Raw genomic sequence first — 21,528 nt, forward strand, 5'->3', positions numbered from 1 at the left:
GCGCTGATGAACCCGACCTATTCCGGATGGCTGCTGGCCGCGATGCTGGCGGCGTCCTCCCCGACGCTACAGGCCGCCGACGTCACCATTACCGTTAACGGCAAAGTGGTGGCCAAACCCTGTACCGTTTCCACCGTTAACGCCACCGTCGATCTCGGCGATCTCTATACCTTTAGCCTGGTCTCCGCCGGCGCCGCTTCGCCCTGGCACAGCGTGGCGCTCACCCTGAGCAACTGCCCGGTCGGCACGTCGCGGGTCACCGCCAGCTTCAGCGGTACGGCGGACGCCACCGGCTATTACAAGAACCAGGGTACCGCCGGCAACATCCAGCTTGAGCTGCAGGATGAGGGCGGCACCACGCTGAACACCGGCGCGAGAAAAGAGGTACAGGTCGACGACGCCACCCAGTCCGCCAGCTTCCCGCTACAGGTCAGAGCGCTGACGGTCAACGGCGGTGCGACGCAAGGAACTATTCAGGCGGTGATTAACGTCACCTATACCTACGCCTGAGCCAGGAGAACAGAGTAATGAAAAAGATAATCACCCTGCTGTTAACGCTGCTGCTGGCGGGCTGGTCGCTTAACGCCTGGTCGTTCGCCTGTAAAACCGCCGCCGGGGTGACAATCCCCATCGGCGGCGGATCGGCGAATGTTTACGTGAACCTCGCGCCGGCGGTCAGCGTCGGGCAGAACCTGGTGGTGGATCTCTCGACGCAGATTTTCTGTCATAACGACTTTCCGGATTCCATGATCGACTACGTAACGCTGCAGCGCGGCTCGGCCTACGGCGGGGTGCTGTCGAGCTTTTCCGGCACCGTCAGGTATAACGGCATCAGCTACCCGTTTCCAACCACCAGCGAAACGGCGCGTATGACCTATAGCTCCATTGTTGATAGCCCCTGGCCTACCGTCCTCTATCTGACGCCCGTCAGTAGCGCAGGCGGCGTCGCCATTTCCGCCGGGTCGTTGATCGCGGTCCTGATCCTGCGTCAGACCAACAACAAGGATAACGACGACTTCCAGTTTGTGTGGAACATTTACGCCAACAATAACGTCGTGGTGCCAACCGGCGGCTGCGACGTTTCTGCTCGCGATGTGACGGTGACGCTGCCGGAATATCCCGCATCCGCCGCCATTCCGCTGACGGTTTACTGCGCGCAAAACCAGAATCTCGGCTATTACCTCTCCGGCACCACGGAGAACGCGGGCAACTCGATATTTACCAATACCGCCTCAGCGTCCCCTGCCCAGGGGGTGGGCGTTCAGCTGACGCGCAACGGTAGCGTCGTACCCGCCAACAGTACGGTGTCGTTAGGCAACGTAGGCACCTCGGCGGTCAGCCTCGGATTAACCGCCAACTACGCGCGCACCAGCGGGCAGGTGACCGCGGGTAACGTGCAGTCGATTATCGGAGTGACTTTTGTTTACGAATAATCTCCCGCCCCCCGGCGGCAGGCAGCCGCTCGTCGCTATCCTGTCGCCCTGTTCGCTGGCTGCCGAGGGGCTGAGCGGGATAATAGCGAAGGGAGGAGCCAGGCCCGTTGTGCTGCCCCCGGAGACGCCGCCCCTGCCTGCCGGCGTTCGCCGCGTGGTGGTGTTTCTCCCGGAAGGCCCCGCCGGGCTACTGGCAACCCTGAAGCGGGCCGCCGCGCTGCTGGCGCGGTCCCCCACGCCGCTGTCCATGCTGTTCCTGAGCCGCAGCCCGGCAAGCTGGCTGTGGCCCACCCTGGTGCATCAGGTCGCAGACCGGCGTTTGCTTACCGCCGTACGGGCCGCCGCTTCCGATTTGCCGGTTCCCTGCCTGGCGGCGCTGCTGCGCGACGCCGTGCTCGAAGAATACCCCTCTCTTGAGCAGCTGGCAGAGGATGAAACGCGAGCGCTCGGCAAGCGCCCCGCCGGGATCACCCGGCCGGAGCTGGACGCTATCCTCGGTTTACTCTGCGGCTACCGCGCCAGCGCTCAGGCTCAACGCCGCGGCATCAGCCACAAGACGCTCTACAATCAAAGAACCGCAGGATTAAAAAAAATGGTGGAACACCACCCTGAAATGGCCGCCCGCTTTCCCGGCAGTCAGATAAGAGACCAGAAAAGCGAGAGCATCGCCGCCCTTTCCGCTTTCGAGCGTGAACTTGTGCATGCGATCCACAGCCGCCAGATTTTTCCGGTATTTCAGCCCATTACCGATGAACACCATCAGGTAAAGGGAATGGAGATCCTCTCCCGCTGGAACCGAAACGGCAGCGTGCTGGCTGCCGGCGATTTTTTACCGCAAATACGCTCGGAATATGCCTGGCTGGTGCTCACCGCGTTTGTCCTTCAGGAAGCGGTGCAGAATATTAATCAGCATTCCGGCGAGTGTTATTTCGCCGTGAATATTCCCGCCGCCGTCGCCGGTAACGAGAACCTGCTTCGCATGATGGAAACCGCGCGCCAGCAGCTGCGTCAGCCGCACAGGTCGCAGAGGCTGGTGCTGGAGTTTGCTGAAAATACCGACCTCAACGGTCACGGCAAAATCGCCGAAAATATCGCCCGGCTGCAAAAGCGCGGCTTCCCTATCATGCTTGATGACTGCTTCTCGCAAAGCAGCGTAATGTTTCCGGTGCGCACGATGAGATTCAGCGCTTACAAGCTGGATATGAGCATCGTCAACGATATGCAGCACGATCCGCACGCGCTGGCGCTGATCAGAAGCCTTATCTTCTACTGCCAGCTGACCGGCAGCCGCTGTATTGCCGAAGGCGTAGATAGCCTGGAGAAATTCAACAAACTGCAGGCGCTGGGAGTCGACCGCTTTCAGGGCAACTACCTCTCGGCGCCGGTTGGCAGGGAGAACGTGGCGGAGCTTCTTCAGCCGCTTTCGGGCGAGGCGGAGCATCGCTCCGCCATCGCGGTACCGGTAACGCCCGATGGAAAACATCGGGCATTGGCGACACTTCAGCGCAGCTCCGGCCAGTAGCCACGGTTGGCGACGATCAGTTCATCAAGGATAGCTTTTGCGACCGAAGCGCTGGGTACCGTTTTGGACAGGGTCATCGCCTGCCAGAGCTTCTGATAGCTTCCTTCAACCCAGGCATCGACCACCAGTTTTTCAACCGCCACCTGCTGCTCCATCATCCCCTTTTGAAACAGCGGGATCTTACCCATCGCCAGCGGCTCGGGGCCATTAACGCCCACCAGGCAAGGCACTTCAACCATCGCGGTATCGTCAAAATTCGCGATAGCGCCGTTGTTTTCCACAATCAGCAGCATTCTCTCCTGGGTGTTAAAGGCGATGGCGCAGGCGAGGTCGACAATAAAGGTCGCATGCGCCCCGGCATGGAAATGCGCCTCTTTGGCACTTTGCCGGGCGACGATCTCTCTGGCCATATCAAACACCTCCTTCTCTCTCCCCGCCATCACTTCATTGGCGCGAGTAAAGTCAGGGTCTGAATGGGCAACCTCATAGTCGGCATAAAAATAGTACTTCAGATAAGTATTGGGTAACGTATCGGTATCCAGCGCAAAAACGTCCTTCACCTTTTTGAAGGTCTCAATCCAGCTCGGCGCTTTATGCTGAAAATCCTCTTTCGGACTGCAATAGCCCAGCTCGGCAACGTGGTTTTTTAACGCCGGCATTAAATCGTTGCCGGCCTTATCGGTAATGCTGGTCCACCAGCCGAAATGGTTGAGGCCAAAATAACGGACGTTCATCTCTTTACGCGATTTCAGCCCGAGAATATCGGCGAATAACCCTTCAATAGCCACCGGCATATCGCAGATATTAATAATTTTGGCCGTCGGGCGTAGTCGACGCGTGGCCTCGGCTACGATCGCCGCCGGATTGGAATAGTTGAGCATCCACGCGCCCGGCGAATACGTTTCCATGTAGTCAACCAGCTCAAGGACGCCGGCGATAGAGCGCATACCATAAGCGATACCGCCCGGGCCGCAGGTTTCCTGGCCAATCACGCCATATTTAAGCGGAATTTTCTCGTCTTTCTCGCGCATCTCATAGAGGCCGACGCGAATATGCGCCATCACGAAATCGACGCCCGTAAAGGCTTCCTGCGGGTCAGTGGTGAAGCTAAAAGCAACGTGCGGATAATGTTCAGCCACCAGAATCGCACAGGCTTCGCCAATCACGCGCTGGCGATCGTGATGATTATCATAGAGACGAATTTCGCTTAACGGAAACCTGTCCATATTTTCCAGCAGCATCATAACAATCCCTGGGGTATACGTACTGCCGCCGCCGGCTATGGTCACAACGAATTTATTTTTCATCTTCCACCTCATTATTCATGTACATCTAAATAGCGATTCACGGCATTACGGATTTTATTAACCCCTAAACCATAAATAACCTGAACGTGATTGCCTTTGATAATGACGCTGGTACCGCCGCTGGTCTTCAGAATCTGTTCCTGAATTAATGCGGGGTCCCGCACGTCAACCCGAAGCCGCGTAAAACAGTTCTCGACCGAACAGACATTTTCTTTGCCGCCAAGGCCGAGAATGACCTGCTCGCCGGAAGCCCTGTCAGGCGCGCTTACGCTTGCCGGTTGGTTAGCCCCCTCCCCCTGCTGATCCTGGCCCGGTGTACGCATTTTGAAACGCAGAATCAGAAACTTACCGATATAAAACATCGTCGCGGTTTCCATTAACCCCAGCGCGACAAACACAGGCCAGCGCGTGAGGTGCGCTCCCGCCGGAATGTTGTAAACAATAAAATCGATAATGCCGTTGGTGGCGCAGACCCGCACATCCAGCAGCCACGCCAGCATCTGGAAAAAACCGTCCAGTAATGAATAAACCAGCCATAGCAACGGTGCGGTAAAGATAAATAAAAACTCAAAAGGTTCGGTGATCCCCACCAGGAATGAAGTCACAATCAAAGGAATCAGCGTGATTTTCAACTTTTGCTTATTTTCCGGCCTGGCGGTTGTATAAAAGGCCAGGGCCATTCCGGCGGTACCGAAAATTTTCACCATGCCGTAGGTGAGAAATCGCGCCGAGTCGCTTAACGGCCCGGCGCTATGGGCAATTTCAGCGAGGAAAATCGGTTTTGCCCCCACCACCGTCTGGCCATCAATCAACAGCTGTCCGCCAATGGAGGTAAAGACAAAGGGCGACCAAATCAGGTGGTGTAGCCCGGTCGGGATAAGAAAACGATTGAGAAAACCGTACAGAAAAACGCCGACGGCGCCGAAGGTTTTCATCACCCCGGTCAGCGCCGATATGCCGTGTTCAACAATCGGCCAGACGTACACCGTGGCGATGGCAAACACGCCGACCAGCGGGATCATTACGATCAGAACCAGCTTGCTGTTGCCGTAGATAGAGAAGGCGCCGCGAAACTCAATGTCGACAAACCGGTTGTGAATAAAGGCGACCGCGCAGCCAAGGATAATGCCAAGAAACACGCCCATATCAATGACCTGGAAGCCAAAAATAAAGGTTTGCCCGCTGCCGTAGAGCTGCGCGTTGCTGCTGCCGGCGGCCAGGCGCTGCGTCAGGGTTAGCCAACTGTTATTCGCCGCCAGGTACATAAACCAGGTCATTGCGGCAACAAAAGCCGCTTCCGCTTTTCGGGTTTTTGCCAGCCCGCTGGCCAGCCCGAGGCAAAAGAAGAAGCCAAGATTGTTCATGATGGCCCAGAGCATGCTGGAAACGTATTTCCCCAGCAGATAAAGCGAGCTATCTTCCGCGACCCAGATTTTATTGGTTGTCATACTAAACAACGCAATCAGCAGACCAATAACCGGCAGATACAAAACCGGCCCAATCATGGCCTTCGAAAAATCCTGTAATTTTTTTACCCCGATCATCCTCACCCCCTGTCCCGCACATCGGCCGTCAGCGCCCGATACATGCGTTTCAGCCTATGCGCCGGCAGACATAATTCAGAGCGGTGAAATCGTCATCTGTGATGAAAGTCATATCTCTCTTGCGGCAACAGATATATAAGTAAAAGCAGATAAATAGATGACAGAGACAAAACAACGCCCCGCAATGATAAAAATACGTTAATTATTAAAAAGATAAAATTATAATCCGCTGACAGAACACACCACGAGAAATCTATAAGTGATATATAAAACAATCGCAGACAGGCTAAAAAATCGCATCAATAGCGATGAATTCGAGGTGGGAGATGCGCTACCGAGTGAAAAAGCGCTGGCCGGGGAGCTGCAGGTCTCCGTCATGACCCTGCGCAAGGCGCTCACGCTGCTGGAAAGTGAGAAGCTGATCGTCAAACGCCACGGCAGCGGTTCATACGTGGCGCGTAAGAGCAATTATCGCGGCGGGGAACTTGACGGCTTCAACTACCAGATGCGCATCGGCGGCGTCACCAACTATCGCAATAAGGTCATTGAGTTCACGATGCTTGATGCGCCTTTGGCTATCGCACAACAGTTGAAAATTGAGCCGGGAGAGAAGGTCTATTACGTCAGACGCATTCGGATGATTGACGACGTACCTATTCTGATTGAGAACAGCTATATACCGGTGGCGATTTTTCCCTGGCTAAGCGTTGGAAATCTGGAAAGATCGAAATTTAACTATTTCAAGAAAGAGTGCAATATCACCATCCTGGAGAGCCACCGCAGCTATACCCCGGTTCTGGCCACCCGGGAGCAAGCAGAGCTCTTACAGGTTCCACAAAACAGCCTGCTGCTACGGGTGCAGTCGATCAGCTATGCCCATAACAATACCATTGTTGATTTATCCGATATTTACCAGAATACCAACAAATACAATGTTAAACATATTACGCGCCGCTAAATACCGCGGGATACGGCTGACGCAGGCCACCGAGAGCCGTCCAGCGTCAGCTGACGATAGACGACAGCTGACGATTCTGCGTCGGCAAACGACTACCAGCCGCAGACGTTAGTCTCTTCGTCGGACTCGTAGCCGCGGACAATATTAATCAGATCTTTTACCGCATCGGCCGCCGTCTGCGGATCCTGCAGCTCAGCCAGAGAAGCAAACTCGCTATCGACCGAGACGCCGTTATTATTGTTGGTCACCGTCAATATAAATCCCTTTCCTCCGGCGTTTTCCACCGACAGCGTGGAAATAAGCTCAGCCACGGCCTGGGTGGCGATATCAGGGACATACAGGGCCATCGGCTTAAGATACACTTTTTCTTTTTTATCTTTATTATTCCCGTTGATCAGCGCTAACGCATAGCCTTTATTTTCACTGTTCATATTATCCCTCGATAAGAATTATAGGATCAACGTAAAAGTCCACGTTAAATACGGTATCCTCGGTTAACGCCTCGATGCGGTGCCACTTTTCGGGCGGAAAAACGCCAAATTCACCTTCGGCAATGGTCAGGGTTTCCACCGGTTCCGCACTGGTTTCATCGGCATATCCGAGATAGCGTATCGCCCCTCGCATCACCGACAGGCGCGGATAGACGCCCTGCCGGGTACCGGCATCCAGATGCCGCTTCCAGATTGAGGCCGGCGCCGTCCGCTTCGTCCACAGCGGCGTGCTCCGGGTATGCACATAGTGGGTAGGAATAATGATTCGCTGCATGATTTCGCCTCTCTTAACGCACCACATATACGGTCGAAAATGGGAAAATATGTTGCATATGATATACCCCTTTTAATCATTGCGGGTATTATTTTTTACCGATACGTTTTCCTACCCCTTATTGTACTCATTAGGGATTAGATCTATTCAAAAATAAATATGGGCGATTTTAGATAAACTAGAACCGCCCATATTAAAAGGCAAATTACTTATTTTCAGGTGAACTGAGCGGTCCCGGTTTACCGATTAAATACCCCTGTACCAGGTCACAGCCTAATTTGCGTAAGGACTCCAGCTGCTCTTCTGTTTCGACGCCCTCGGCCACGATGCGCATATGCAGGCTTTTACCCATGCTGATAATCAGCCGCACGATATCGAGGTCATCTTTCTGATCGGGAATGTTAATCACAAAAGAGCGGTCGATTTTTATCTTATCGAACGGGAAATAGCTTAGCCGCGATAGCGAAGAATAGCCGGTGCCAAAATCATCAATGGAGATCTGCACCCCGAGCTCGCGCAGCTGGCTCAGGATCTCGAGAGAACGGGTATTTTCGTTAAAGACGTCAGACTCGGTAATTTCCAAATCCAGCCGATACGGATCCAGCCCGGTTGTTCTTAAGATGGTTACCACGGTATCGGTCAGTGAACTGTTCATTAACTGAACCGGCGACACGTTAACCGACACTTTGAGCGGCGACGACCAGCTGGCGGCCGCTTCGCAGGCGGTTCGCAGCACCCACTCGCCCAGCTGATTAATCAGGCCAATCTTTTCCGCTACCGGAATAAATTCGGTCGGCGGGACGCTGCCGCGCAGCGGATGAAACCAGCGCACCAGCGCTTCGTAGCCGTAGATTTCACCGTTCATGGTGTCGGCTATCGGCTGGTAGTAAACCCTGAACTCACCTTTGTTCAGCGCCTGCATCAGGTCATCTTCAAAGGATTTATTCTCCTGCTGGCGCTGAAGCAGTCCGGGACGGAATACCTGAACGTTGCCGGAACCCTCTTTTTTCGCTTCATACAGCGCCAGGTCGGCGCATTTGTATAAATAGTCGGTACGGCTTTCCCCGTCAGAGATCACAATCCCGATACAGGCGCCAATCTGGATCAGCGAGTCGTAAATCTGATACGGCTGGCTGATCTTTTCCCGGATCACCTTCGCCCGCTCCAGCGCCATCTCTTCGGTTAAATCATGGGAAACCAGGGCAAACTCGTCCCCTCCCAGCCGGTAGAGCGTTTCTGACGTTTTGCGAAAAAAGGAGAGACGGCTGGCCAAATCCTGCAGCAGCTTATCCCCGGCATCATGACCCTGGGTATCGTTGACGTCCTTGAAATTATCCAGGTCAAACAGCATTACGACCGCCGAGCCGTTATAGGGCCGCACCTGATTGACGACCTCCTGCAGACGTTGCCAGAAAGAGAGACGGTTGGGCATCCCGGTCAGCGAATCATGATAGGCATCGTACTGCAGACGGCGATTCTGCACCTGAAGCTTTTCTTTTGAGGCCTGCAGGTCGGTCGCCAGTAATTTCATCCGCACGTGGGCGCGACGCAGGGTGTTATTCTGCTTCAGCATCAACAGCCCGAGCGTGATACAGAGAACAATCAGCAGAATGGAAATCGCCGAATAGATGTAATAGAGATTTTGTATTTTATCGTGGGTCAGATTAACCAGATTAAAATCCTGGGCGAGCGAGGTGGACGCGAGTGAGGTCAACGGCCCGTCCAGGGTACTCATCTCCTGCAGCATCAGCTTCAGCTGCGCTGTCGTCATGGTGTCCAGCTGCTTATCCAGCCGGTCCAGAAGATCAATCAGGCTGTTAACTATCGCCTTACGGTGAGGATCTTTGCCGATAAACTTTCCCAAATCACCCTGCTGCAGCAGCGCAATCTGGCTCATCATAATTTCCAGACGCAGGCGCACCTCATCGTGGTCGCTTCCCTTCACCCCCAGCCCCATCGCGCTGAGTCGCGCCTCGAGGCGCATGTACTCGGAGACTATCTGGGAAACGGACCACGAATCAGTATAACGGGTTAATTTTTGCAGCTCACTTTGCCGCTCATGCACCAGATAAGTAATGTAACCGGTCACAATGAAGAGCGACAAAATAATGGCAGTGAGTATTCGATTCAAGATCAAACCCTTACTCAATTATAATCTTCGAAACCTGCCATGCCGAACGGGAATAATAAATCTGATTCTGCAATTCCGGGCTACTGTCGTAAGGATAAACAATAAATAAGGGCCCTTTATCACGAATGCGCATATATTCGCCGTTCATTTTTAAAGCCAAAATTACCGGAAATTTATGAAAGTCGTCCAGGGGGACAATCGTGGTGTAATCGTTGAGCGCCAGCACCCGGGCTGACTTGCCTTTGGCGCCGACTAAATCCATGAGTTTACTGAGGGAAATGCCGTCAAAGCGGACCTTGCCCGAATACCATGGCGTGGTCGTCACCAGCGTTTCCATCCCCAGCTTTTCTAATGCGGCGACATCAAAAACGGCGGTATCGCCCTCATTCGTATTAGCAATCAGGCCGGAAATAGTTAAAACGGGTTTGCCGACAGGCGCTGGCAGTTTTTCTGCAAAAGCGGAAGGCGAAACCATGACACAAAATAAAGCTGCAAAAATTAAACGCATTTAACTCACCCTTCCGAAATTGGAGACTTGTTAATTGTAAACCATTTAAGTCATTTCTTAAAAGGTGTCCCCGTTGGGTTCAAAAATTAAAATTAAAAACAATAAGCGAAGTCCTAAGCTCGCATTCTGAACGGGCTACAAGGGCGTTCATCCCCCGGCGAAGCAAACGCTTTATGCCTTTAAACGCCCAGAGCAGGTAAAAATCTTTTCACATGCCCTTCTGCGCGGTAGTCTCAGGACAGGCGCGAATTCGGAAAGCGTCTCATTCCAATAATTAAAAACTCAGCAACAGACAGGACAGGTATGGACTCAACGTTAATTTCTCAGCGCCCCGGCAAGGAGGCATGTTCACTCAACCGCGCCCGCAGAGCGGCCTGGGGCAGCTTCGCCGGGGCCGTGGTCGACTGGTACGACTTTCTTCTCTATGGCATCACCGCCGCGCTGGTATTTAACCGGGAATTTTTCCCGCAAATCAGCCCGGCGATGGGTACCCTCGCCGCCTTTGCCACCTTCGGCGTCGGCTTCCTCTTCCGCCCGTTGGGCGGCATTATCTTCGGCCATTTCGGCGATCGCCTCGGGCGCAAACGCATGCTGATGCTGACGGTATGGATGATGGGGATCGCCACCGCCTGTATCGGTCTGCTGCCCTCCTTCAACCAGATTGGCTGGTGGGCGCCGGTTCTGCTGGTCCTGCTGCGCGCCGTCCAGGGCTTTGCGGTGGGCGGCGAATGGGGCGGCGCGGCGCTGCTGGCGGTAGAGAGCGCGCCGAAAAATAAGAAGGCGTTCTACAGCAGCGGCGTGCAGGTGGGCTACGGCGTCGGATTGCTGCTCTCTACAGGGCTGGTGTCGCTGATAAGCTCCTGCACCACCGATGAACAGTTTCTCAGCTGGGGCTGGCGTCTGCCGTTCCTGTTTAGCGTCGTGCTGGTGCTGGCGGCGCTCTGGATCCGCAACGGCATGGCGGAATCCGCCGAATTTGAACAGCAGCAGCGCGAACAGCAGCTGCAGCCGAAGAAAAAGCGTCTGCCGGTCGTGGAAGCGCTGTTCCGCCATCCGGGCGCGTTCTTAATGATTATCGGCCTGCGCCTGTGCGAGCTGCTGACGATGTATATCGTCACCGCCTTCGCGCTTAACTATTCCACGCAGAATCTCGGCCTGCCGCGCGAGCTGTTTCTGAATATTGGCCTGCTTGTCGGCGCCATCAGCTGCCTGACGATCCCCTGCTTCGCCTGGCTGGCGGACCGCTTTGGCCGTCGCCGCGTCTATATCACTGGGGCGCTGATCGGCACCCTCAGCGGCTTCCCGTTCTTTATGGCGCTCGAAAGCCAGTCATACTTCTGGATCCTGTTTTTCGCGCTTATGCTGGCAAATATTGCGCACGATATGGTGGTTTGCGTTCAGCAGCCGATGTTTACCGAAATGTTTGGCGCCAGCTATCGCTACAGCGGGGCCGGCGTGGGGTATCAGGTTGCCAGCGTTGTCGGCGGCGGTTTCACGCCGTTTATCGCCGCCGCCCTGGTCACCTTATCCGGCGGCGCCTGGCATAGCGTCGCTATCTACTTGACCGCAGGCTGCCTGCTCTCCGCCCTTACGGCGATGCTGATGAAACCCAGCCGCCATGGCGAATAGCGTCGATAAGGAGAAATCATGATTCAGGAACCCTTCTGGCCGCTGCGCTTTAGCCACCAACAGCTACCGGTTGGTTACTTTGCCGATCCCACCCTTGCCGAGCAGCCGCTGTTTGCCCGGGCGGGCGACGGTGAGGCGGTGGCTCAGCTCTGGCAGGCCCCGCAGGGGTTTGTGGTGCCGGGAAGCTACCGGAAATTTGCCGAACTCCCGGCGGTGAGCGAGCAGTTCGCCGGCCAGGGATGGCCGGTCTGGCAGCGCCGCTCCGGCGGCGGGCTGGTGCCACAGGGGCCGGGAATTGTCAATCTCAGCCTGGCCTGGCCGGTCTATCACTCGCTGGGCGAAGCCGCAGAACCGATTTATCTTTTCCTCTGCGGCCTGTTGCAGCGCACGCTGGCGACCTTTGGCGTGGCCAGCCACTGCCGGGCGGTTAGCGGTTCATTTTGCGATGGTCGCTATAATCTGGCCTGCGGCGAGGGCGAGGAGGTGCGAAAAATAGCCGGCACGGCCCAGTACTGGCGACCGATGGCGGAAGGTCGAGGCCATGTGGTTCTCGCGCACGCGGTGGTATTGCTGGATGCCGACCTGGCGGCGGCTCACCGGGCGGCCAATGATTTCGAAGCCCGGCTTGGCAGCGGGCGGGAATACCGCGCCGATAAAACCGTGACCCTGGCGGAGCTGGTTTCAGAAGGCGCCGATTTGCTGCCCCGCTTTCGCGAGGCGCTGACGCAGCAGCTGGAAAATATCAGCTGAAGGTCGCCTTCAGATAGCGGCTAAACGTCTCTACCGCCCGCGATACGCGCGGCGTGTAGGGGCGAATGACGTACAGACTTTCCGCAAACGCATCCACCGGCCGCCATCCCGGCAGCAGCTCCTGAACCAGCCCGCGGCCAATCGCCTCCCTGGCGCTAAAATCCGGCAGTAAGGCAACGCCCAGCCCCGCCAGCACCGCGTCGCGCAGGGATTCGCTGTTATTGGTGGCAAACGGCCCCTGCACCTTCACGCTCACCCGCTCGTCGTCGCGCTCAAAGGTCCAGTGCGGGCTTTGCGGCCCGCGCGGGTAGGTGAGGCATTGATGCTGACGCAACGCGTCAGGCGAATCGGGGCGGCCAAAGCGGCGAATATAGTCCGCCGAGGCGACCACCAGGGTAGCCGTACGGCACAGCGGCCAGGCCACGTGGGTCTCCGGCAGCAGCTCGCGGCGACAGTGGCGAATAGCAAGGTCGAACCCCTCGCTGGCGAGCGACACCAGTCGGTCGGTCACCTCCAGCTGGAGATGAAGCTGCGGATGCTGGTGCAGAAAAGGGGTGATGGCCGGGACCAGCTGCTGACGTGAAAATGCGACCGGTGCGGTCAGGCGCAGCGTACCGCGCAGGGGGCCGCCTTCCTCGTCGCAGGTGCCGGTAAAGATCTCGCGAATCTGCCCAAACGGCTCGTTCAGCTCCGCCACCAGCCGCAGACCATCTTCGCTTAAGGTCACGCTGCGAGTGGTTCGGTGCACCAGCGTCTTACCGGTAACCCGCTCCAGCTCGCTGATTTTCTGGCTGATGGCGGATTTGCTGACCGCCAGCTTTTCCGCGGCGCGGGTATAGCTTTTTTGCTCCTCCAGCACCGTAAGCCAGTACAGGTGGGTCCAGTAAATTTCCGGGCGGATCTCGCGCATAGTAATTGTTCACAGATAAAAACAATGAGTTCAAATATAGCGGTTTTTGCCGGCTTCAGCACGGGTTAGCATCTCTCTCACTGAGGTAACCCGACAATAAGGACCATCTGCTATGCCATTACTGACGTTTGATATCATTGAAGGACGCAGCGAAAACGAGATCAAAACCCTGCTGGATGCGGCACATCGCGCCGTGGTGCAGGCGTTCAAGGTGCCAGAGCGCGATCGCTACCAGATTGTTCACGAAAACAAAGCTCATCATATGATTATTGAAGATACCGGGCTGGGGCTGACGCGAAGCCGGGACGTGGTGGTGGTGAGGGTATATACCAGCCCGCGCAGCGAAGAACAGAAGCAGCTTTTTTATGCCACCCTGCTGGCTGAGCTCCAGGAGCACTGCGGGCTGAGCGGCGATGATCTGATGGTCTCGGTAATCAGCAACCACAAAGGGGACTGGAGTTTTGGCTGCGGCGTGGCGCAGTACATCACCGGCGAACTTTAGCCCTGGCGGCGATGGGACTGGCGCACGATGGGTTCCCCGGTGCGCCAGGTCGCCGACGGCCCTTCAGTTACATCGATGAGCCGATTCAACGCCTCTTCCACCAGCCGCTCGCGCCGCTGATCGTAGGTAGTAAGCTGCCATTCCGGCGCCGCCGCCTCATCGATATTATCGAAACCGACAATACCCATCGTTAAATCGCGCTCGCGCAGCGCCTGAAGCGCGCCTATCGCCAGAATATCGTTTTCACAGAACAGGGCATCCACTCTTTCGCCTGCGGACGTCGCGTCCAGATAGTCGCTCATCGCCGCATATCCCCGGGTACGTAAATACTGTCCGGCAACCAGCAGAGTATCAAGCCGGCAACCTGCCTGCTCCAGCGCCGCTTCGTATCCTTCCATCCTCATTAAATGGTGCGAGGCGGTATCCGGCCCTTTCATATAGCCAAAAGTGCGATGCCCCTGCGCCAGCAGCAGTTCGGCAAGCTGTTTTCCGGCAATCCAGCCGTCAATATTGACCACCTGGATTTCCGGATGATCGGTATTACGGCCAATCTGCACCAGCGGAACGCGATGAATTTCAGTGGCAATCGCGATGAGTTCCGGCGTCAGGACCGTGGCCATAAACAAGATACCATCAACCTGGAGCTGGTAAGCCAGCGCCATCGCCGTGCGGGTGTTTTCTTCGTCGGTAACGTTAATCACCAGCGCCATGTAGCCGCGATTCTGCAGCTGGCGGGTCACTTCGTTAAGCAGTAGCACCATATTGGGATTGCGCAGCTCGTCTACCGCCACGCCGATAATATGCGTTTTCTTTTGCGTCAGGCTACGCGCCAGTAAATTTGGTCGATATCCCAGAATATTAGCGGCTTTCATCACCTCTTCCCGGGTTTTGGGCTGGATAGAAGCCCCGGGGGTAAATGCCCGGGAAACCGTCCATTTGGAGACGCCAGCCAGTAACGCAACGTCGCTGGCGGTCGCTTTTTGTCGTTTAGGGGCGCTCATACTCGGTTTTAACGTTCCTGATAAAAAACATCCAATAGAACGTAAAATACAGCAAGATAAAATCCGCTCAACAAAAAACGCGCCGCGTTCTCCCGCCCCCCGGAGGGAAAACGCGGCCCGTTATCACTGACTTAATGTGGCGTTGAGGGCATCAATAGACGTCCGTAGCCCTGCTTCAACGCTCATCGTCAGGTCCTCCATCTCCAGCGACACATAACCGTTATATCCGGTCATGCGCAGCACCGAGAAGAACTCTTTCCACCACTTCAAATCCTGTCCACAGCCAACCGCCACGTAGTTCCAGGTGCGGGTTTTGGTCTGCGTAACCGGCTGGTATTCCAGTAAGCCGTCGACATCCGCCAGCCCGCGTTCAATACGCGCGTCTTTGCCGTGGACGTGATAAATCACCCCTTCAAGCTTACGGGCTGCGGCAATCGGGTCTGCCCCCATGGCGATCAGATGCGACGGATCGAGATTCATGCCGATGATGTCGCCAACCGCCTCACGCAGGCGCAGCAGCGTGCTCGGGTTGTAAACCAGCTGGCTGGGGAATTCCTCGAGGGCAATCTGTTCGATGCCGTATTCAGCCGCATGGCGGGTAAAAGCCTGCCACCAGGGAATAGCAACCTCGTTCCACTGGTAATCGATCACGCCTGGCATATAGTCCGGCCAGGAAACCGTCGAGGTGATCCAGTTAGGGATTTTATCGTCCGGCCCGCCGCCCGGCAGACCGCTCATCATGACAATCTTTTTCACTCCCAGCTTCGCCGCCAGTTCGACGGTACGGTAGCTGCTGGCGGTGTGCTTCTCGCCAAGGGCGCCAGGGGCCAGCGGGTTACCCGAACAGTTCAGCGCGACGATCTCCATGCCGCGCTTTTCCAGCTCGCCGCGAAACGCCGCCAGCGCTGCCGGAGAAGCCAGCAGTTCTTCAGTTTTAACATGCGGACAAGGCGACCAGCCGCCTGCGGTCATCTCCACGCCCTCAATGCCGTAGTGCTTGACGCGATCGAGCATTTCCGGGAACGCCAGGCCGGCGAGAACATCGGTACAGAGTGCCAGTTTCATATTCTATCCTTCTTAAATGAGTGTCCTTCGAGGATCTGCATAAACGCGTCTTTGCTGTCGGCGCTGGCCAGCAGCGTGGTTTTCACTTCGTCATCAAGCAGGTCTGCCAGATCCGCTATAACATCAATGTGTTCATTGTTTTTTGCCGCCACGGCGACCACAAGGAAGGCCACTTTACCCTCCCCCCAGCCCACGCCATCCGGAAACTGAAGCAGCTGGAAACCGGTTTGCCGCACCAGATCAATACCCTCCTTGCTGCAGTGGGGCATGGCGACCCCCGCCCCGAGCCAGGTAGAGAGCGCCTTTTCGCGCTCCACCATTGATTCAAAAAAACCCTCACTGACGTAGCCGCTGGCCTGCAGGGAATCCGCGGCAATACGCAGCGCCTTTTTCTTTGAATTCGCCCGACAGCCAATAAAAATATCTTCTGGTTTCAGAGTTAACATGCGCCTCTCCCTTCGTTAATGGGTCAGCGGTAGAGCGCCGGACACTCCGGCAGAGAGACGGCGTGCTTTTCGCCATCCTTCAGCGACGCCAGGCCGGCATCGCATACCATCGCCACGACAAATCCGTCCCACGATGATGGCCCGCTCATCTCCGCCCCCAGGTTTACCCGGTCAACGAAATTCTGCACCTCGCGATCGTAGGCGGTGGCGAAACGTTCCATACAGGTTTTGGGGATAGCGCGGCTATAACCCTGCGCCGAACGGACGGTGGTAAGTGCCTGTTCGGTCAACGCGCTGATGGCATTTTCGCCAATCACTTCACAGCGAATGTCGTAGCCGTAATCGCAGTTAACAAACAGCTCATCATCAATACGTACGCCGGATTCAGTTTCAAAAATCACAATCAACGGATCCTGCAGATGCGCGCAGGCTCTGCGCGTTTTCTTCTGCGGTTTATCGACGCGCACCGAAACGATATTTTCGTTAAGCAGATAGCGGATAATATCGATTTCATGGGTCGCCGAATCGTTAATCGCCATCTCCAGGGTGTAGCTCTCCGGCACGGAGGCGTTGCGATGGGCGCAGTGGATGAGCAATATTTCCCCCAGTTCACCGCTATCCAGAGTGGCTTTTAGCTGGTTGTACCCCGGGTCGAAACGGCGCATAAAGCCCAGCTGCAGCATACGTTTGCCGTAGGCTACTTCAGCATCAATAATCGCTTTGGCTTCATTGGCGGTCGGGGTTAGCGGCTTTTCGCAAAACACCGGTTTACCTGCTTTAATGGCCGCCAGAATTTGTTCTTTATGTACCGGGCCAATAGAGCAAATAAAGATCGCATCCACGTCGTCTGATTGAATCATCTCGACTGCATCGTAATAGGGCTGAGCGCCATATTCGCGGGCAATAGCGTCGGTCACATTACGATTGATATCGCAGACGGCGCTGACCCTGGCGTTCTGGATAACCGTCTGGAAACGCTGGAGATGGTCGCGCCCAATCATACCCAAACCAATTAAACCGATATTAACTGTCATATATTCCTCCACGTTGCTAAATCAGAATCTGAATTTTTGTTCAATTTGTTCGAGGGTTAACCCGCGGGTTTCCGGCAGGAACTTCACCAGCAGAATCAGCATTATGACGTTGGTAGCCGCGAAGAAGCCGAAGGTCATTCCGCCGCCGTAGCTGTTGAGTAAAATCGGGAAAATAGACTGAATGATGAAGTCAAATATCCATAAACCGAATACCGCAAAACCCATTCCCAGACCGCGCATCCGCAGCGGGTAGATTTCCGCGAGCATCAGCCAGAACACCGGTGCGATCCAACCCTGCATAAAGGTCAGGAACACCAGCATCAGGGCGAGAATGATGTAGCTGGCACCGGTAAAGTTGGCGTGCAAGCCGCTGACGCCATCGACGGTTTCCATATGGAAGAAGAGCTTGAACGAGAGGCCAATCAACACCAGGCTAAGGGTGACGCCGATCTGTCCGGTAAAGAACATTTTCCGTCGGGAATACCTGCCAATTAACAGCATCCCCAGTAGCGTGGCCAGAATAGAGACGACGCCATTAGCCACGGCGCCGGTCACCGCCGCCGCATCGCCAAGTCCGGTGGCTTTCAGCACCGTCGGCGCGTAGTACATAATGGTATTCACGCCGGTTACGCGCGTTGCCAGCACAATCATCAGGCCGATCAAAATCAGCTGCAGTACCCATTTTCTCTTCAGCTCGTCAACAAATCGGCCATGATTGATGCCAATCTGGCTCACCTGCTGGATATCGCGGATCTCCTGCTCCACCTCTTCGGGCCGACGAATCGTTTTCAGCACCGCAACCGCTTTGTCTATTTGCCCCTTACGCACGAAGAAGCGCGGAGACTCCGGCATTACCAGCATACCAATCCACAGCAGCGCGCCGGGTAGCGCCGGAATGGCCAGCATCAGCCGCCAGTTGTGCGACATGTCGGGATAGAAATTGACAATGGAAGCGTTGACGGAGTAAGCGAGAAACTGCCCGGTGACGATCATCAGTTCGTTGACCGTCACCAGCCGTTCACGCTGCGCGGGTCGCGCCAGTTCTGAAATATAAATCGGTACCGTCACTGACGCACAGCCAACCGCCAGGCCAAGAATAAAGCGGGCGATTATCATCGACGACATATCCCAGGCGACGGCGGTACCGAGGGCGCCAAAGATAAAAATCACCGCCACCCACAGAATATTTTTCCGCCGTCCCTGTCGGTCGGATAGCCAGCCGCCGCCGACAGAGCCGATTGCCGCGCCGAATAATAAAAACGATGTCACCAGCCCTTCCTGCAGAGGAGTGAGGCCAAGATCGTTTTTCATGAAAATCAGCGCGCCGGAAATAACCCCGGTGTCGTAGCCAAAGCACAGTCCACCGATGGTTGAGACGAGGGTTATTAATCTGATTTTCTTATCATTATCTGTTTTACGACTTTCAGTTATCACATGATCGGTCATTTTGTTGTCCTGTCAGGGATGAGCGTTCTATCGTTTTGTTTTTATGAATAAAAAGATCACATTGCCGAACCAGATACGGCAGGTTCTGGCATCAGAAATACATTTGCACCTCTTTGCACCCGGGTGCATTATTTAACAACTTGTTATACTCCACCGGATTAAAAAATCCATAACAAGTTATTTTGAAATATTCATTTCGTTAAGGGCGTCAACTTTTTGCTCATTGAATGGCCAATTTTGTCGATCGCAGTCACGATCCGCAGAGCTTGTTGCTTTCGGGGGGAGAAAAATGCCTGGTTCAGGCTAATGGCCGGGGAGGAAGGCAATAAAAAGGGGAACACGTGGGTTAATCCGCGTTCCCCAGAGAGCCGAAAAGCTCATCAGGATTGCCGGGCGCCGGCGATACGCTGTCTGGCTTTTTGTTCAATATTTTCCAGCAGCTCCTGCACGTCGTCTTCATCGATATCGAGAAACTGGCCGTCCAGCAGGGCCGCATGAATATCATCGCGGGTCACCGACAGGCCCAGCGGTACGGCTTTGGCCTTTACCTCTTCCGCGGCCAGCGGGTGCGGGTAGCGTCGTCCCACCAGGTTGTTGAAGACGATGGCCAGCAGCGCCAGCATCAGGGAATTGAGCAATACCGGCGTCAGAACAAAGTGGTAGCCTTCACTCTGCACCCCCGCCCCGCCGAGGATCGCCGTTAACGCCACCGCCCCACCCGGCGGATGCAGGCAGCGCAGGAAATACATACCGGCGATCGCCAGCCCCGCCGCCACGCCGCAGGCCAGCGCCAGGTTCGGGATCGCCATTCCCACGGTCACGCCAATCAGCGCCGAGAGCACGTTGCCGCCGACAATCGACCACGGCTGGGCCAGCGGACTGCTCGGGACGCCAAACAGCAGCACTGCCGATGCGCCCATTGGCGCGATAAACCAGATATTGACCTCGCCTAACAGCCAGTGGCTGAACATGCTGGTCACCGCCAGTCCCGTCCCGGCGCCGAGAGAGGCCAGAACAATATGTTTTCTGGCAACCGGCAGGGCGTGCGGCTTGAGGCGACCGAGGAAAATGCGGATCCGCGAAAAGAGCGATCCGGGTAAAACGCTTAACATCGTGTAGCTCGCTTACGTCATAATAAGAACTTATGTTTCATTTTCTTTTTTTAACCTTATTTTAACAACCATGTCTTTGTCGTGGCTTTTCGTCATTCATTTTGTGAATGTAAAAACGGCGCGCGCTACGTTAAAATCCCCTCACCTCTGGGTATCAGCATTCTATGGATTGAAGGTCAAACACGTTGAATAACAAGATAAAATTAGAGAAAGAGATCGCATGGGCCAGTCAGAATATGCCGCGCACCCTGCGTCAGGTCGCCGCCCTGCCGGATCTCAGCCAGGTGCGTCTCGCCTGCTGTATGCACCTCGATATGAAAATGATCCCCCTGGTGCAGGGAATTCTGGAGAAAGGGGCGAAGGTTTTTCTTACCACCTGTAACCCAACGACGGTGCAGGATGACGTGGTCGCCTGGCTGGTGGAGCGCGGCGCGGAAGCCTGCGCCTGGCGGGATATGAGCGACGCCGAGTGGCAGCAATCCTGGGAAAAAGCGATTGCCTGGCAGCCGACGCATCTGTGCGAAATGGGCGCGGATATTACCACCCTACTGCATCAGCGCGGGGAGTTTGGCAATATCGTCGCGGGCCTTGAGGCGACCGGCTCTGGCGTTAGCCGCCTGGGCGATATTCGCCCCGGATACCCGATTTTTAACTGGGATGATTTGCCGGTAAAAGAGGGCCTGCACAACCGTCATATGGTCGGCCTGACCGCCTGGCACACCTTTTTCCAGACGACCCACCTGACCCTGCATGAGAAAAAAGTGCTGGTCATCGGCTATGGTCTGGTTGGCCAGGGCGTAGCGGCGGCGGCGAAGGCCTTCGGCGGCCAGGTGATGGTAGCGGAAATCGACCCGGCGCGGAGACTACAGGCGGCCTACGATGGCTGGCACGTCGTTGAATTACAGGAGGCGATTGCCTCCGCGGACGTGGTGGCCACGGCGACCGGCGGTAAAAAAGTCGTTAACCGCCAGGCGCTGGATAAGTCCAAAGACGGGGTGTTTATTCTCAACGTGGGTCACGTGGCGGAAGAGATTGACTGTGAGTACCTGCGCCAGTTCCGTCATGAAGAGGTCATGCCCTATATCAACGCTTACCGGATGGGCGATAAAACCGTTTATCTGATGGCGAACGGTTCAATGCTCAACCTGACCGCGGGCTTTGGCGATAGCCTGAACGCCTTTGACGTGACCCTGGCGGTAATGGCCAGCGGCATTCAGCATATCGTGACCGACGGCATGACGGCACCGGCGGACGTTTACCTCCTGCCACAGAGCGTATGGCAAAAAGCGCTGTAAGCACGTGCGCTGAATAATTTTCCCGGAGGCGGCGCGCTGCGCCTGTCCGGGCTACCGGCCCGCAGACAGCGGTGGACTTGTAGCCCGGCTAAGCGCAGCGCCATCGGGAAGAAACCACGCCAATCCATCACTCCGGCACATTCCCCGCAGGCGGCGCGCTGCGCCTTGTC

Annotated in this window: 21 protein-coding genes; 8 read left to right on the forward strand and 13 right to left on the reverse strand. The window is 55.7% G+C overall.

What is annotated here, in order from left to right; all coding sequences use genetic code 11:
• Positions 1-6 precede the first annotated feature (6 nt).
• The 3 genes from ABLU96_RS28455 to ABLU96_RS28465 are packed head-to-tail and all read left to right on the forward strand — an operon-like array spanning position 7 to position 2,955.
• A complete protein-coding gene (locus tag ABLU96_RS28455) occupies positions 7-510 on the forward strand; it encodes a fimbrial protein (protein WP_025106063.1) in 504 nt (167 codons plus the stop codon).
• A gap of 17 nt (positions 511-527) precedes the next feature.
• Entirely contained in the window at positions 528-1,433 is a 906-nt protein-coding gene (locus ABLU96_RS28460) for a fimbrial protein (RefSeq protein WP_014229995.1), read from the forward strand.
• A complete protein-coding gene (locus ABLU96_RS28465; protein WP_348863092.1) occupies positions 1,420-2,955 on the forward strand; it encodes an EAL domain-containing protein in 1,536 nt (511 codons plus the stop codon). The genes ABLU96_RS28460 and ABLU96_RS28465 overlap by 14 nt, the downstream gene beginning before the upstream one ends.
• Here ABLU96_RS28465 and ABLU96_RS28470 read toward each other — a convergent pair.
• On the reverse strand, positions 2,934-4,262 hold the full coding sequence (locus ABLU96_RS28470) for a 6-phospho-alpha-glucosidase (protein WP_014838902.1): 1,329 nt from the start codon (positions 4,260-4,262) through the stop codon (positions 2,934-2,936). The two genes, ABLU96_RS28465 and ABLU96_RS28470, sit on opposite strands and share 22 nt — an antisense overlap.
• An 11-nt stretch (positions 4,263-4,273) precedes the next feature.
• Positions 4,274-5,806 carry a PTS transporter subunit EIIC gene (locus ABLU96_RS28475; protein ID WP_064407238.1) on the reverse strand — a complete coding sequence of 511 codons (1,533 nt, stop codon included), beginning with the start codon at positions 5,804-5,806 and terminating at the stop codon, positions 4,274-4,276.
• 259 nt (positions 5,807-6,065) lie between these two features.
• On the opposite strand from ABLU96_RS28475, the gene ABLU96_RS28480 reads away from it, so the two are divergent.
• On the forward strand, positions 6,066-6,764 hold the full coding sequence (locus tag ABLU96_RS28480; protein ID WP_348863093.1) for a GntR family transcriptional regulator: 699 nt from the start codon (positions 6,066-6,068) through the stop codon (positions 6,762-6,764).
• Positions 6,765-6,856: 92 nt separating this feature from the next.
• Here ABLU96_RS28480 and ABLU96_RS28485 read toward each other — a convergent pair whose 3' ends face one another.
• The 4 genes from ABLU96_RS28485 to ABLU96_RS28500 all read right to left on the reverse strand — a co-directional run bounded on the left by ABLU96_RS28485 (position 6,857) and on the right by ABLU96_RS28500 (position 10,168).
• Positions 6,857-7,195 carry a DUF1869 domain-containing protein gene (locus ABLU96_RS28485; RefSeq protein ID WP_049079461.1) on the reverse strand — a complete coding sequence of 113 codons (339 nt, stop codon included), beginning with the start codon at positions 7,193-7,195 and terminating at the stop codon, positions 6,857-6,859.
• Between the two features lies 1 nt (position 7,196).
• Positions 7,197-7,529 (reverse strand): DUF1971 domain-containing protein, encoded by a 333-nt coding sequence (locus ABLU96_RS28490; RefSeq protein ID WP_064404609.1) that lies wholly within the window; start codon positions 7,527-7,529, stop codon positions 7,197-7,199.
• Between the two features lie 205 nt (positions 7,530-7,734).
• Positions 7,735-9,660 (reverse strand): EAL domain-containing protein, encoded by a 1,926-nt coding sequence (locus tag ABLU96_RS28495; protein ID WP_025106060.1) that lies wholly within the window; start codon positions 9,658-9,660, stop codon positions 7,735-7,737.
• Positions 9,661-9,670: 10 nt separating this feature from the next.
• Entirely contained in the window at positions 9,671-10,168 is a 498-nt protein-coding gene (locus tag ABLU96_RS28500; RefSeq protein WP_032693833.1) for a molybdopterin-dependent oxidoreductase, read from the reverse strand.
• Positions 10,169-10,471: 303 nt separating this feature from the next.
• On the opposite strand from ABLU96_RS28500, the gene shiA reads away from it, so the two are divergent.
• Together shiA and ABLU96_RS28510 are read left to right on the forward strand one after the other, a co-directional pair.
• Positions 10,472-11,797 carry a shikimate transporter gene (shiA, locus tag ABLU96_RS28505; RefSeq protein WP_004852360.1) on the forward strand — a complete coding sequence of 442 codons (1,326 nt, stop codon included), beginning with the start codon at positions 10,472-10,474 and terminating at the stop codon, positions 11,795-11,797.
• 18 nt (positions 11,798-11,815) lie between these two features.
• The gene (locus tag ABLU96_RS28510) at positions 11,816-12,547 is read left to right on the forward strand and encodes a hypothetical protein (protein ID WP_064404607.1); all 732 of its coding nucleotides are present in this window, start codon (positions 11,816-11,818) and stop codon (positions 12,545-12,547) included.
• Here ABLU96_RS28510 and ABLU96_RS28515 read toward each other — a convergent pair.
• Positions 12,540-13,457, reverse strand: coding sequence for a LysR family transcriptional regulator (locus ABLU96_RS28515; RefSeq protein ID WP_004852363.1), 918 nt, complete (start codon positions 13,455-13,457; stop codon positions 12,540-12,542). The genes ABLU96_RS28510 and ABLU96_RS28515 overlap by 8 nt on opposite strands.
• A 112-nt stretch (positions 13,458-13,569) precedes the next feature.
• Between ABLU96_RS28515 and ABLU96_RS28520 the strand changes: the two genes are divergently transcribed.
• Positions 13,570-13,959: a tautomerase family protein gene (locus tag ABLU96_RS28520; RefSeq protein ID WP_064404605.1), complete on the forward strand. Its 390-nt coding sequence runs from the start codon at positions 13,570-13,572 to the stop codon at positions 13,957-13,959.
• Here the strand turns inward: ABLU96_RS28520 and ABLU96_RS28525 are convergent.
• The 6 genes from ABLU96_RS28525 to ABLU96_RS28550 all read right to left on the reverse strand — a co-directional run bounded on the left by ABLU96_RS28525 (position 13,956) and on the right by ABLU96_RS28550 (position 20,063).
• Positions 13,956-14,960 carry a LacI family DNA-binding transcriptional regulator gene (locus ABLU96_RS28525; RefSeq protein WP_049069621.1) on the reverse strand — a complete coding sequence of 335 codons (1,005 nt, stop codon included), beginning with the start codon at positions 14,958-14,960 and terminating at the stop codon, positions 13,956-13,958. The genes ABLU96_RS28520 and ABLU96_RS28525 overlap by 4 nt on opposite strands.
• Before the next feature lie 123 nt (positions 14,961-15,083).
• A complete protein-coding gene (locus ABLU96_RS28530; protein WP_064404603.1) occupies positions 15,084-16,025 on the reverse strand; it encodes a sugar phosphate isomerase/epimerase in 942 nt (313 codons plus the stop codon).
• Entirely contained in the window at positions 16,022-16,471 is a 450-nt protein-coding gene (locus ABLU96_RS28535) for a PTS sugar transporter subunit IIA (RefSeq protein WP_014230008.1), read from the reverse strand. Before ABLU96_RS28535 ends, ABLU96_RS28530 begins: the two co-directional genes overlap by 4 nt.
• Positions 16,472-16,494: 23 nt before the next feature.
• Positions 16,495-17,505: a Gfo/Idh/MocA family oxidoreductase gene (locus tag ABLU96_RS28540; protein WP_014230009.1), complete on the reverse strand. Its 1,011-nt coding sequence runs from the start codon at positions 17,503-17,505 to the stop codon at positions 16,495-16,497.
• 21 nt (positions 17,506-17,526) lie between these two features.
• Positions 17,527-18,951, reverse strand: coding sequence for a sugar porter family MFS transporter (locus ABLU96_RS28545; RefSeq protein WP_064404596.1), 1,425 nt, complete (start codon positions 18,949-18,951; stop codon positions 17,527-17,529).
• Positions 18,952-19,331: 380 nt separating this feature from the next.
• Positions 19,332-20,063, reverse strand: a complete 732-nt coding sequence (locus tag ABLU96_RS28550) for an HPP family protein (RefSeq protein WP_064404594.1) — start codon at positions 20,061-20,063, stop codon at positions 19,332-19,334.
• A gap of 185 nt (positions 20,064-20,248) precedes the next feature.
• Between ABLU96_RS28550 and ABLU96_RS28555 the strand changes: the two genes are divergently transcribed.
• Entirely contained in the window at positions 20,249-21,358 is a 1,110-nt protein-coding gene (locus tag ABLU96_RS28555; RefSeq protein WP_032720290.1) for an adenosylhomocysteinase, read from the forward strand.
• The last annotated feature ends 170 nt before the right edge of the window (positions 21,359-21,528 follow it).

It is taken from the genome of Klebsiella sp. CN_Kp106 (assembly GCF_040064575.1).
Classification (GTDB): Bacteria; Pseudomonadota; Gammaproteobacteria; order Enterobacterales; family Enterobacteriaceae; genus Klebsiella; species Klebsiella michiganensis.